General features: G+C 44.6%; 15 protein-coding genes. 12 read left to right on the top strand and 3 right to left on the bottom strand.

Annotated elements, in window-relative coordinates:
- Positions 1 to 57 precede the first annotated feature (57 nt).
- On the bottom strand, positions 58 to 2,226 hold the full coding sequence (locus VRU48_RS04455; RefSeq protein ID WP_330106720.1) for a S46 family peptidase: 2,169 nt from the start codon (positions 2,224 to 2,226) through the stop codon (positions 58 to 60).
- Between the two features lie 111 nt (positions 2,227 to 2,337).
- On the opposite strand from VRU48_RS04455, the gene VRU48_RS04450 reads away from it, so the two are divergent.
- The 12 genes from VRU48_RS04450 (at position 2,338) to VRU48_RS04395 (ending at position 11,505) form a co-directional block, all read left to right on the top strand.
- Entirely contained in the window at positions 2,338 to 2,589 is a 252-nt protein-coding gene (locus VRU48_RS04450) for a PLDc N-terminal domain-containing protein (protein ID WP_330106719.1), read from the top strand.
- Between the two features lie 90 nt (positions 2,590 to 2,679).
- Positions 2,680 to 3,156, top strand: a complete 477-nt coding sequence (locus tag VRU48_RS04445) for a GAF domain-containing protein (protein ID WP_330106718.1) — start codon at positions 2,680 to 2,682, stop codon at positions 3,154 to 3,156.
- Positions 3,149 to 3,754, top strand: a complete 606-nt coding sequence (locus tag VRU48_RS04440) for a DNA-3-methyladenine glycosylase (protein ID WP_330106717.1) — start codon at positions 3,149 to 3,151, stop codon at positions 3,752 to 3,754. Before VRU48_RS04445 ends, VRU48_RS04440 begins: the two co-directional genes overlap by 8 nt.
- A 52-nt stretch (positions 3,755 to 3,806) precedes the next feature.
- Positions 3,807 to 4,406 (top strand): rhodanese-like domain-containing protein, encoded by a 600-nt coding sequence (locus VRU48_RS04435; protein WP_330106716.1) that lies wholly within the window; start codon positions 3,807 to 3,809, stop codon positions 4,404 to 4,406.
- 71 nt (positions 4,407 to 4,477) lie between these two features.
- The gene (gene kynU / locus VRU48_RS04430) at positions 4,478 to 5,767 is read left to right on the top strand and encodes a kynureninase (RefSeq protein ID WP_330106715.1); all 1,290 of its coding nucleotides are present in this window, start codon (positions 4,478 to 4,480) and stop codon (positions 5,765 to 5,767) included.
- Positions 5,760 to 6,620 (top strand): bestrophin family protein, encoded by an 861-nt coding sequence (locus VRU48_RS04425; protein ID WP_330106714.1) that lies wholly within the window; start codon positions 5,760 to 5,762, stop codon positions 6,618 to 6,620. The genes kynU and VRU48_RS04425 overlap by 8 nt, the downstream gene beginning before the upstream one ends.
- An 87-nt stretch (positions 6,621 to 6,707) precedes the next feature.
- Complete coding sequence (locus VRU48_RS04420) at positions 6,708 to 7,610, top strand: histone deacetylase family protein (protein WP_330106713.1); 903 nt, start codon at positions 6,708 to 6,710, stop codon at positions 7,608 to 7,610.
- Between the two features lie 16 nt (positions 7,611 to 7,626).
- Positions 7,627 to 8,316 carry a pseudouridine synthase gene (locus VRU48_RS04415; RefSeq protein ID WP_330106712.1) on the top strand — a complete coding sequence of 230 codons (690 nt, stop codon included), beginning with the start codon at positions 7,627 to 7,629 and terminating at the stop codon, positions 8,314 to 8,316.
- A 108-nt stretch (positions 8,317 to 8,424) separates the two neighbouring features.
- A complete protein-coding gene (locus VRU48_RS04410) occupies positions 8,425 to 9,171 on the top strand; it encodes a hypothetical protein (protein ID WP_330106711.1) in 747 nt (248 codons plus the stop codon).
- A 26-nt stretch (positions 9,172 to 9,197) separates the two neighbouring features.
- Positions 9,198 to 10,151, top strand: coding sequence for a hypothetical protein (locus VRU48_RS04405; protein ID WP_330106710.1), 954 nt, complete (start codon positions 9,198 to 9,200; stop codon positions 10,149 to 10,151).
- Position 10,152: 1 nt separating this feature from the next.
- Positions 10,153 to 11,256 (top strand): DNA polymerase IV, encoded by a 1,104-nt coding sequence (gene dinB, locus VRU48_RS04400; RefSeq protein ID WP_330106709.1) that lies wholly within the window; start codon positions 10,153 to 10,155, stop codon positions 11,254 to 11,256.
- Positions 11,257 to 11,346: 90 nt separating this feature from the next.
- Positions 11,347 to 11,505 (top strand): hypothetical protein, encoded by a 159-nt coding sequence (locus tag VRU48_RS04395; protein WP_330106708.1) that lies wholly within the window; start codon positions 11,347 to 11,349, stop codon positions 11,503 to 11,505.
- Position 11,506: 1 nt separating this feature from the next.
- Here VRU48_RS04395 and VRU48_RS04390 read toward each other — a convergent pair whose 3' ends face one another.
- Both VRU48_RS04390 and VRU48_RS04385 read right to left on the bottom strand, forming a co-directional pair.
- Positions 11,507 to 11,872, bottom strand: coding sequence for a response regulator (locus tag VRU48_RS04390; RefSeq protein WP_330106707.1), 366 nt, complete (start codon positions 11,870 to 11,872; stop codon positions 11,507 to 11,509).
- 73 nt (positions 11,873 to 11,945) lie between these two features.
- Entirely contained in the window at positions 11,946 to 13,085 is a 1,140-nt protein-coding gene (locus VRU48_RS04385) for a cytochrome-c peroxidase (RefSeq protein WP_330106706.1), read from the bottom strand.
- Between the last annotated feature and the right edge of the window lies 1 nt (position 13,086).

Below are 13,086 nucleotides of genomic sequence, written 5' to 3'. Positions count from 1 at the left end.
GTTTTTTTTATGGCAAAATGGCGAAGCCTTTGCCTCGCCATTATCGCCTGTTTTTGTTTAAAGTTTAACGCCCATTTCCTTCAATAGAAAATCGGCATGGTCAATTTTTTGCGCTACCCAAAGTACGTACCTGATGTCTACGCCGATAGAGCGGCTGTAGCTTTCGTTCCAGGCATAGTCGTTGATGGTAGCTTCGTAGGCGCGGTCAAAATTCACACCAATCAATTCGCCGTAAGCGTTCATGATTGGAGAACCTGAATTGCCTCCGGTAGTGTCCATGTTGTAAAGGAAAGCTACAGGAACATCGTTCAGCTCTTTTTTGGCAAATGGTCCAAAATCCTTGGCTTCCCAAAGCGACCTGATCTGCTGCGGATAATTGAATTCGGGATTTCCGGTGGCGCCTTTTTCTAAAATGCCTTTAATGGTGGTGTAGGGTGCCATGTAACTGGCATCGGCAGGCGAGTAGCCACGCACATGGCCATAGGTAAGCCTTAGCGTGCTGTTGGCGTCAGGTATGAAGTCTTTCTTCAGAAACTTCTCTTTGACGTTTACATAATCGCCCATTAACTTGTTCAGTACGCCATCTCTACGGTCTTTTTCAGGCTTAAGCGTGGCAATTTGTTCGGCAATGCCCTTTTCGAACAATAAAATCCCGTCGTTGTAGTCGTTAACCGATTTGGCCGATTTCAGGATGTTGTTGAATACGTAGTTCTGGTCTTTCAGGCGACTCAGCCCAAAGGCGTCGTTAATGAAATCGTTGACCATGTTTTCGTTGTTGGTGCCACGGTTGGTGATTTTGTCTACCGCACTTACTCTTTGGTTGGCGGAGAAGGCTGTGGCATCCATCATCATTTTCTTCAATATCCTGCGGTCTACATCAATATCGTAAGCCTCGTAAACGGTATTTAAAGACTGTTTAAGCTTGGCAATATTGCTGTTGAAGTAGTTTTCCTTCTGGGCGCTTGGTTGTGCCTCTAAATCGCTTTTAAAGGCGTTAAGTTGCTTGGCCATATTGAGCAGGCTGGTAGAGGTGTAGATTTGCCCCAGCCAAAGGTCCCTGTTGGCGTCGCCGTTAATCTGTTGGTACAGTTGGTCTATATCGCTCATCAAATTGCCGTATTGAGCCTTTACGTCAACATTCGAATTGATGAAAGTAGCCAAAGCCGCATCTTCCTGCTTTTTCTGAGCCACCAAATCGATGCCTTTAATGCCTTTAAGTTTGCCCCTGTAGTTTTTCATTACGTTGGCATTTCTTTTGATACGGGTGGCGAGTTTAAGTTCGGTAGCTTTGTCTTTTTTGCCTACGCTTTCCATTGTGCTGTTTTGGAAATCGTACAATTGCGATACGTAAGGCAATAAAAACTGTTGCTGATAATTGATGAACTGCGCCGGACGGTGGCGGAAAGTTTTGCCCGGATAACCCAAAATGAACACGAAATCTTCTTCGTTGGTTCCTTTAGCGTTTACTTTCAGGAACTTTTTAGGGGTGTAAGGCACGTTGTCTTTCGAGTATTTGGCTGGCGAACCATCTTTGGCAACATAAGCACGCATAAAAGAGTAGTCGCCGGTGTGGCGTGGCCAAACCCAGTTATCGGTTTCGCCACCAAATTCGCCAATGCGACGATCGGGCACATAAACCAAGCGTACGTCTTGAATGGTTTTGTATTTAAACAGTACATAGCTTTTGCCGATAAACATTTCTGATACCTCGGCTTTGATGCTAGGGTCTTTTTTCTCAGCCTCTAAAGCCAAATTCTTCATGGCGTTATTGATGAGTTGCAGTCGGGTAGCCGGATCGCTGATGTTGGCTACTGCGCCTAGAACCTTATCGGAAACATCTTCATAACTATCAGTAATACGGCAAGTTAGTCCTTTTGCCTCAATTTCTTCTTCATGGGTTTTGGCTACAAAGCCATTGTTCAGATAGTCGTGCTCGGGTGTGCTGGCCAGTTGTACCGCGCTAAAGGCGCAGTGGTGATTGGTAATAATCAGCCCTTGGTCCGATACAAAAGAACCCGTACAGCCGCCTACATTGACAAGGGCATCTACCAAACTGATTCCGTTCGGATTGTAAACTTCGTTCTGGTCTATTTTAAGGCCTGCTTTTTTCAGGTCAACTTTGTGGATTTCGCTCAGGGGAAACATGCCCTCTTCGGGTGCACGGTAGGCGAATTGGCCTATGGCAGCGCAGAGCAGTAAAGTAATCAGTAAGGATTTTTTATTCATTTCACTTCGTGTTAGGGTAGTACGAGCCAAAGCTAATCAATTTGTTTAACCTAACGAGGCATTGTTGAATAGTCTTGCCATGTTGATACTTGCGCAACTGCACTTGAATAAATGCTTAACATTGCTTATCTTGGAGCAAAAGAAACGATGATGGAAAATGTTTTGGGCATTTTAGCCTTCTCCATATTGGCAATCATTGTGCTAGCCATTGATATTTGGGCTATCCTCGATATCGCTAAATTTCCTTTGGACCGTGGCCGGAAAAAATGGATCTGGACCAATATCGTGATGTTGTTGCCCATTGCCGGGGGCCTCATTTATTTTTACGTGGGCAAGAAAGACCTGCTCGCCACCAATAGGTAGTTTCATCTGTCAGTTGAACGTTATTTATTGATTCGAAAAACAAAATGAACCTTGTTATTTGCTAGTTTTGTTATTCAACATCACATAGCCATGGCAGAAGACTTAACCATTACCCGTACCGGAACCAAAGAAGAACAATACCAATCGCTTATCCCGCAAATTGAAGCCCTGCTTTTTGGCGAAACAGACCTGATTGCCAATTTGGCTAATGTTTGTGCGGCTTTAAAAGAGCAATTCGGCTGGTTTTGGGTAGGTTTTTACCTGGTTAAAGGCGATGAACTGGTATTGGGTCCATTTCAGGGGCCAGTGGCCTGTACGCGCATTAAAAAGGGCAAAGGCGTTTGTGGTGCTTCCTGGGCTCAAGCCGAAACCTTGGTTGTGCCGGATGTAGATCAGTTTCCAGGCCATATTGCCTGCGCTTCGGCTTCGAAATCAGAAATCGTGTTGCCACTTTACCAACAGCAAAACATTATAGGCGTATTGGATGTTGACAGTGAATACTTGGCTCATTTTGATGAAATTGATGCCAAATACCTACAGCAAATCGTAAATCTGCTAGATGCCTAAACTGCCTTATTCCTTTTATCAGCAAGACAATGTAACCGATTTGGCCGTACAACTGTTGGGCAAACAGCTTTTTACCTTGGTAAACGGTAAGCTAACCGGGGGCACGATTGTAGAAACCGAAGCTTACAATGGTATTGCCGACAAAGCTTCGCATGCTTATGGTGGCCGTTTTACGCCCCGCACCTCAACCATGTACGAGCCCGGTGGCATTTCTTATGTATACCTCTGCTACGGCATACACCACTTGTTTAATGTAGTTACTGCTTCAAAAAATACGCCCCATGCGGTGCTCATTCGTGGACTAATGCCTACGGTTGGCCTTGAAACCATGCTCGAACGCAGGAAAATGAATAGTTTGGCACCTCGGATAACCGCCGGACCGGGTGCATTGGCACAGGCATTAGCCATTAACAAGGCGCTAAATGCCAAAGACTTGCTGGGCGATGAAATTTGGATAGAAGACAATGGCATCAGTTTTGGTCCCGAAGAAATTGTAGCCTCGCCACGTATCGGTGTAGCTTATGCCGAGGACCATGCCTTGTTGCCTTGGCGGTTTTATGTAAAGGGCAATAAATATGTAAGCAAGCCTCATGCTTAAGTCGATTTGATTCTGTATTTTTAGGATACAAAATCAGATAATTTTTAAAACCATGATCAGGAAAACAGCCCTCATTGCCATCTTTTGTGGCCTGTTAGTTAGCCATAGCAGTAACGCACAATCCCTAAAAAAGAACGAAATTGCCAAAGAAACAAAGAAGTACAAAAAGGCAATGGTTGATTATCAGGACTTCAAAACCCTGGTAACCGAAGTTGAACAGCACCGGAAGAAGCGTCTGGTTAGCTTGGACGACTTCTTGAAGATAAGCAGCGGAAGCAATGTGGTTATTTTAGATGCCCGCTCTGACTTTCGCTACAACAGAAAGCGCTTAAAAGGGGCAATCCACCTCAGTTTTACCGATTTTACACAAGAAAATCTAAGAAAGCTGGTTCCAGATACCGCCACTAAAATATTGATTTACTGCAACAACAACTTTATCGGCGATCAAATTGATTTTGCGACGAAGAGTGTAGCGCCGGCAAAATCACTAAAGAAACAATTGTCGCAAGCTGATAAGCCGGTGATGTTGGCCTTGAATATCCCAACTTATATCAACCTCTATGGTTATGGCTATAAAAATATTTATGAGTTAGATGAGCTGGTTAATGTGAACGACAAAAGGATCAAATTCGAAGGTTCGGAAGCAAAATAAATTGTCCTGTTTATGGAAGCAAATGCAAAGTCTGGCCGAGAGGTTAGGCTTTTTTTTATTAATATTGGGACATGAATTTTGAGAACAATTTGTCTTTTGCCCAACAGCTGGACCAAGCCGATCCATTAAGGGAAATGCGCAGTCAATTTCTTTTCCCACAGCACAACGGAAAAGAGTTTATCTATTTGTGTGGTAATTCTTTAGGATTACAACCTAAAGTAGCACAAGAAGTAATGCAGGTACAATTAGACAACTGGAAAAACCTGGCCGTTGAAGGTTGGTTTGAAGGCGAAACCCCATGGATGTTTTACCATAAGGAGCTGAAAAAGCTGATGGCGCCCATTGTGGGAGCAAAAGCAGCAGAGGTTTGTCCGATGAATACTTTAACGGTTAACCTGCACCTGCTGATGGTGAGTTTTTATCGCCCTCAAGGCAAGAGGTTCAAGATCATCATGGAGGCAGGCGCTTTTCCCTCAGATCAGTACGCCATCGAAAGCCAGGTTCGTTTTCATGGCTACGACCCCAAGGAAGCCATCATTGAAGTGAAGCCGAAAGCAGGAGCCTATACTTTAGAAACCGAAGCTATTTTACAGGAAATAGCTGCCAACGGCGACGAGATTGCCTTGGTGTTGTTTGGTGGCGTTAACTATTTTACCGGACAATGGTACGATATGCCGGCAATTACAAAGGCCGGGCATGCTGTGGGCGCTACCGTAGGCTTTGATTTGGCCCATGCCGCCGGAAATGTGCCTTTGAAGCTACACGATTGGGACATTGATTTTGCCTGCTGGTGTTCTTATAAATATCAAAACTCCGGCCCAGGAGGCATCAGTGGCATTTTTGTACACGAAAAACACTTCGCCGATACTTCGCTGCATCGTTTTGCCGGTTGGTGGGGCTATCAGGAAGCACAACGCTTTAAGATGGAAAAAGGCTTTGTGCCCGAGGCCGGTGCCGATGGCTGGCAGGTAAGTTGTACCCAGGTCATGCCCATGGCGCTCTACCATGCTTCGTTACAACTGTTTGAAAAAGCAGGCTTTATCGAGCCTTTAAGAAATAAAAGTAAAACTTTAACTTCTTATTTGTTTTATGTTATTAATGAGGTAAATAAGAAATTAGGAGAGGAGCAATATCATATCATCACCCCTGCAACCGAAGCCGACAGGGGCGCGCAGGTTTCCATCATTGCTAAGGCCAATGGTAAACAGGTATTCGATCAGTTGGTGGCTCATCACGTACTCGGCGATTGGCGCGAACCCAACGTGATTCGTTTAAGTCCGGTGCCTTTGTACAACAGCTTTGAAGATATCTACAGAACAGGAGAACTATTATTGACCGTTAGCCAACAACTCAATGATTAACTACAATCCCAAAGAGTGGTCGCACTTTATCTTCCATATCCATAAAGCCGATACTTTTCGCAAGTTGTGGCCATTGATGCTTGGCGTAGCTATATTCTCTGGCCTCATTGCTTTTGTCGAGCTCAACTACCTAAAACTGGCCGAAACGACCTACATCAAAAACGTAGGCATGATGCACAACCTCTTGGGTTTTGTAATTTCGATGTTGCTGGTATTCCGCACCAATACTTCTTACGATAGGTGGTGGGACGGTAGGAAGCTTTTGGGCGCGCTGACCAACGTAAGCCGTAATTTTGCTATTAAAATCAAGGCGCTTAACCTGGATGAGGACGAAAATACCTTTTTCAAATATGCCATTCCGAAATATGCCTTTGCCTTGAAAGAGCACCTGCGCGAAAAGCAGTATTTTGGCAAAGACAGCTTCCTGATCGAAATTGATGGAGGCAAGCACATACCAAACCAAGTGGCTACCAGTATCATCAGCAGACTTTACGCCTTACAGGCCAGCAACAAGATTTCGCAAGAACAGCTGATCACCCTAAATACCGATGCTACGCAGTTTACCGATATTTGCGGCGGTTGCGAACGCATCAGGAATACGCCGATTCCCTTTTCTTACAGTGCTTTTATCAAGAAATTCATTTTCATCTATGTCATTACCCTGCCTTTTGGTTGGGTGTTCAGCCTAGGTTATTTTGTGGTGCCCATTGTGCCTTTCATCTTGTACGTATTGGCCAGTTTGGAGCTGATTGCCGAAGAAATAGAGAACCCTTTTGGCGTTGATGCCAACGATTTGCCTGTAGATCAAATCTGTAACAACATTGAAAAACACGTAGGAGAGATATTGGGTTAAAGTAGGGCTATTTGTCCCCATTCAATCATTCAGTCATCCATTCATTCTCTAATTCAATCACTCATTCATTCAATAATTCCGCTATTGATGCTAAAAATAGCCTATCACCGTCTTTATGCGCATCCGCTTCCGGCCGGACATCGCTTTCCGATGCTCAAGTACGAGCTGATACCCGAGCAGTTGTTGCACGAAGGCACGATTAGGGAGGACAACCTTTTTGCGCCAGCACCTTTGACCGAGGAAATCATCCTGGCTACACACGATAACGCATATTGGCAACAACTCAAAGATTTGACCTTGCCTTTAAAAGAGCAGCGTCGCATTGGTTTTCCGTTAACCGCCCAATTGGTAGAGCGTGAAATCAGGATTGCACAGGGAACCATAGACGGCGCCAGTTTTGCCCAACAGCATGGGATTGCCTTTAATGTGGCTGGCGGAACGCATCATGCAGGGAGTAACTGGGGCGAAGGTTTCTGTTTGCTGAACGATCAGGCTATTGCGGCTAATTATTTGTTGAATAAAGGTTTGGCTAAGCGTATCTTAATTATCGATCTAGATGTGCACCAAGGCAATGGCACCGCACAAATCTTTGCCAAAGAACCCCGGGTATTTACTTTTTCCATGCACGGCGACAAGAATTTTCCATTCAGAAAGGAACAGTCTGATTTGGATATTGCCTTGGCCGACGGCACAGGCGACGAAGAGTTTTTGGACAGGCTCAAAACAGCATTAATTGAAGTATTCGGCCAACATCAACCCGATTTTGTTTTTTACCTCTCGGGAGTAGATGTATTGGCCAGCGACAAACTGGGAAAATTAGCCTTAAGCAAAAAAGCCTGTAAGGAGCGCGACCAGCTGGTTTTTGAAGCTTGTCTTCAGCATCAGGTTCCGGTACAGGTAAGCATGGGCGGGGGCTATTCTGAAGACATCAAGGTCATTGTAGATACCCATTGCAATACCTTTCGCTTGGCGGCCGATTTGTTTGTTTAATCCTTATCTTCGCCAAATGTTAGAAATTGTGTATCAGGATGAACATTTGATAGCCATCAATAAGCCACATGGCCTATTGGTGCATCGCTCTAAAATAGCCAACGACGCCACGGAATTCGCTCTGCAGCTCTTAAGGGACCAGATTGGCCAACAAGTAAGTCCGGTACACCGCTTGGACAGAAAAACCAGTGGCTTGCTGCTGTTTGCCTTCGAAAAAGAAGTTGAAATAGCTATGCACAAGCAGTTTATGGAAGGCGAGGTGAGTAAAAAATACCTGGCCATTTTGCGAGGCTATGCACCCGATCAGCTAGATATAGACTATCCATTGGCCAAGGAAAACGGCACGATGCAAGACGCCTTTACCTCCTTTGTAACCCTGCAACGCGCCGAGATTGATGTAGCCTTTGGTAAACACGCCACTTCCAGGTATTCTTTGGTTGAAGCTACACCAAAAACTGGTCGCATGCACCAGTTGCGCAAGCATTTTGCGCATATTTTCCATCCCATTATTGGCGACCGGACGCATGGATGCAACAAACAGAACCGATTTTTTAAAGAGCGATTTGAAATGACCACCATGTTGCTGCACGCGAGCCAACTGGCTTTTGTTCATCCGGTAACTGGTCAGCAAATCGAATTGAAAGCAGGGGTACACCCCGAGTTTAAGCGGATGATGGAGCTGATGAAGCTGGCTTTTGAAAATTAGCAAGCGAAAACCGTCGTCTTTGATCAATAGCCATTAAAAAATGTTTTTATTTACAATTTGCTTCCTTTAGCACAATATTTGTTTGCCGTTTGCTGTTAAAAAAGACAAATGACGAAATACTTCTACCTGATCCTAGCCCTAGCTTTGCTCGCGCTGAGCAGCTGTTCCTCCATCTACATGCCAAGCGTACCCAATACGCCCATGCTGACTACACAGGGCGAAATTGCCGCCGGAGCCCATATTTCGCTAAAAGGCAATGCCAATTTCAATTCGGCCTATGCCATTAGCAACCACTTTGCCGTACTGGCCAATGGTGCCTACATGAACAATGAGGCTACCAAAAAAGACATCAAACATAAGATGATCGAATTTGGGGCGGGCTATTTTGATACTTTTGGACCAGACAATAACCGCATTCTCGAAATTTATGCCGGCGTTGGCAGTGGCAAAAGCAACAGGTTGTTTAGGGAATTCGATGCGAATAAAATTTTGCTAAGCACCGACCTTTACGATTCTAAATACGATAAACAGTTTATCCAGGTTAATTACAGCTCTAAGAAAAAAGACAAATTGCGTTTGTTCGGCGTAAATTTTGCGCTCAATTATGGCACGGCCCTGCGCATGAGCTTTGTAAAAACCAATGATTTTTTCCGTAATGGCGTGAGGCAACCCAACGAAGACAATGTTTTTCTGGAACCTGTATTTTTTACCCGCATGATTTTGAGCGACGAGGTGCAATTGCAGTACACCAGTGGCAGCAATTTTGGTCTAAAAAGCCGTAAATTCTTAAACGCAGGCAATTCGGTATTCAGTGTGGGAGCGGTGGTAAATTTAGGCCGAGCCAAGAAAAAATAGCGCAGGATTATTGTAGCTTTGTAGCTATGCGGTATCTGCTTCTCTTTTTCTTATTGCTTTTTCATGCGAAACTAAAGGCACAGCAGACCTTTAAAACGAAGTTCGATTCGTTTAAAAAGCTTGAGATAGACAGTGGCATCACCCTTACTTTCGATGAGCCCGATCAGCTTAATGCCAAGTTGCCCACTAAACTCATTATTTTCGCCTTGCCCAATGGCAATACCACGGCTCAAAGCTTTGGTAAGCAATTAGCCCCTGGCGACGATTGGCATTTTGATATCCAGCATATTGGGGCACAAACCGCTTTTATCAGAAAAACAGACCCGCAAACCAATTACATTGTGGTTTATGCAGAAAATTCGTTGAAGGCCTGGCCTTCATGGCGCAGAAAATTTGCCAACAGCGATGATCGCATAGCCGATTTGGTAAAACAGGTCGAGAATCGATATGCCCAATATCATCCTCAATTGATGTTAACGAGCCATAGTGGGGGCGGAAGCTTTATTTTCGGCTATATCAATGCCCAGCCATCGTTGCCGGCAAACTTGGTGCGAATAGGCTTTTTAGATGCCACTTATGGCTACGAAACCGAAAAACATCAGTCGAAATTGGCCAATTGGGTAAAGCTCCCTAATAAATCGCTACAGGTAATTGCCTACAACGATAGTGTGGTGTTATATAATGGTAAACCCTTGGTATCGCCAACCGGAGGCACCTGGTATCGGAGCCAGTTGTTAGCCAAAGATCTTGTCGTGGCTGGTCAATTGCAAAAACAGGAATTGGAAGATCGGATCAGCTTTAAAAATAAAAAAGGCACCTTATCGTTTACATTGATCAAAAATCCAGAAGCCAAGATTTTTCATACCGTATTGGTAGAAAAGAATGGATTTATCCAATTGGTTTTGGCGGGTACCAAGTTTGAAAACAAAGGCTACACGTTTTGGAAAGACCGTGCCTATACTTCTTTTATTTTGCCTTGACATGAAATCAGAAGATCCTCAACTGCTTAGAAAAATCATCCATATCGATATGGACGCCTTTTATGCCTCGGTTGAGCAGCGCGATTTTCCGGAGTACAGAGGCAAAGCCTTGGTGGTTGGTGGTCCGCCCGAAGGCCGGGGCGTAGTGGCCACAGCCAGTTACGAAGCACGTAAGTTTGGGGTCAAATCGGCCATGACCAGTCGTAAAGCCCAGCAACTCTGTCCACATGCCATTTTCGTTTATCCGCGTTTTGCGGCCTACAAGGAAGCTTCGCAAAAAATAAGGGAAATATTTAGGCGCTATACAGACTTGATCGAGCCACTTTCGTTAGATGAGGCTTATTTAGATGTGACGGAAGATAAATTGGGAATCGGTTCGGCCATTGCCATTGCCCAGGAAATTAAGCAGGCCATTAAAGATGAATTGCAACTCACGGCATCGGCAGGCGTATCCATCAACAAGTTTATCGCCAAAATCGCTTCGGATATGAACAAGCCTGATGGGCTGACTTTTATTGGTCCCTCAAAAATCGAGAAGTTTGTAGAGAACCTGCCGGTAGAGAAGTTTTTTGGCGTGGGTAAGGTAACAGCCGAGAAAATGAAGCGTCAAGGACTGCATACCGGACTAGATCTCAAACAATTGAGCGAACAGCGCATGATACAGCTGTTTGGCAAAACCGGCAAATTCTTTTACCATATTGTGCGGGGTGTCGACAATAGGCCGGTGCAGGCACATCAGGATATCAAATCAATCAGTGCCGAAGATACCTTTTCGTACGATTTAGATAAAGGCGAAGAACTTAACGAATGGCTCGACAAGATTGCGCGATCGGCCTACAAGCGCTTGCAAAACCATCAGGTATTTGGGCGTACGCTAACGCTTAAAATCAAATTTGGCGATTTTAAGCAAATCACCCGAAGCACTTCTTTCGCTACGCCCATTTTAGAATTGGAACAGGTGCTAGAAATTGCCAAAAGCCTTTTAGAACAGGCCGATTTTGACGGCAAGAAAGTAAGGCTGATTGGGGTGGGCTTTTCCAATTTTGGCGAAGCCAGAACCAAGAATAACACAACTGGCTACCAGACTTCCCTGTTCGACCTTTAGCCAACGATAATATAAACTTAACTTTAAGTAAACAATTTGCCTTTAATTTTACTTAATAATTAAGGCAGGTTAAGTCCTGCACAAGGGTATATGAAAATCAACGTTGTAGTTATCGCGATTGTTATTGTTGCTGTGTTAGCCTTTGTTTATTTTATTGTGAAACGCAATAGAAAAGACCAAAAGAGTTTAGAACAAGAACTTAACGAACGAGAAGTAAAACCAGAAAAGCACCGCGATCCGCAGGTTTAGCCTAACTGGCGTTTTCTAGCTGTTCTGCCAATACTTCGAGCAAGGCATCTATGTCAAAGGGCTTTGGTACCACTTCGTCTGCGCAAACTTCCTTCACTTTTTGTATCTGCGGATGCGTAGAGAGCACAATAACCGGTATATGGCTGGTTTGTTCGGCCTCTTTAATTTGTCGGCAAAGTTCAGTGCCTTCTAGGGTAGGCTTTATAATATCGAGCAAAATGGCATCGGGTTCAAATGCAATAATGTGTTCGAATATATTTTGTTCGGTGGTGTACAAGCTGGCCTCATAACCCGCTTCTTCCAATACCAAAGAGATCATATCAAGAATATCCCTGTTGTTTTCTATAACCAGCACACGCTTTTTCATTGAGGTAGCTTATTAAAATTTGCTACTAAATATAGCGTAATTCTTGTATTTGCCAACAAACTAAAATTCAGAATTATTTGGGCAGTTCTGGTTGCCTGTCTTTCCAAGGAGCCGTGGTAATAGCCTGCAGGAAAGCCACAACGGCATCTCTTTCGCCTTTGCTAAGCCTTAAGCCACGCAATAATTTGTCGTTTTTAGGCAATAACGGGTCGTTTTCCTGCTCGGGTTTTACCCTTTGCACCGGCATGCCCACGTTGTACATGTTCAAAATGCCATCCATATCACCAAAGAGGCCGTTATGGAACCAGGGACCGGTACGCATCACGTTGCGCAGGCTCGGCGTTTTGAATTTGCCTACATCTTCTGGCTTTTTGGTTACGTTGTACAAGCCCAAGTCTTCGTATTTGCGGCCATAATAAGTGAGGCCCACATTGTGGAAATCGTTATCGGTAAACAAAGGTCCGTTATGGCAGTTTACACAGCGTGCCTTGGTCCTGAAAAGATGCAAACCTACCAATTGCTGATCGGTAAGGCTGTTTTTGTTGCCTTCTAAAAACCTGTCGAAATCAGATTTCCTGCTGACGATGGTTCGTTGAAAATCGGCCAGGCTCTTAAAAATACGTTCGGTATTGATTTTATCGTCGCCAAAGGCGGCCGTAAACAGGGTTCTGTAGCCTTTAATCTGTTTCAGTTTTTTCGGCAACACCTTCATGTCTTGGTGCATTTCTATTTTAGAGGTCAGCGGACTTTCGGCTTGCTCTTCCAAGCTATTGGCCCGGCCATCCCAGAACAGGCGTTTAAAGAACCAAACATTTTCGAGCGATGGCGCATTGCGGGTATTGGGGGCATGATCGTGGCCGATAGATACCTCGCGACCATCGGCCCAGTTGAGGTCGGGTACATGGCAGCTCGAGCATGATATCTGATTCGATTCGGAAAGACGCGGATCAAAGAACAGCATCCTGCCCAAATCGACGATTTTCTTGATCGAATCGTTTTTGAGGTTGATTGGTGAAGGCGGCAAGATGCCCAGTTCGGTATACTTTACGCCCGAATCGATAGTTGGCTTTGGCCATTGGCTCGGCGGTTTGGAGTAGATTTTTCTGAGCGAATCGGCAGGAATATCATCGCCAAGCCTAAACTCGGTCGACCTGAACGAAAGAAACAACAAAAAAGCGAACGTAACACTTAATCCAAACAAAATCTTCTTCATG

Source organism: Pedobacter albus (assembly GCF_036324255.1).
Lineage (GTDB): Bacteria > Bacteroidota > Bacteroidia > Sphingobacteriales > Sphingobacteriaceae > Pedobacter > Pedobacter albus.
Note: the sequence above shows the minus strand (reverse complement) of the source record. Positions and strands in the feature narration are given on the sequence as shown.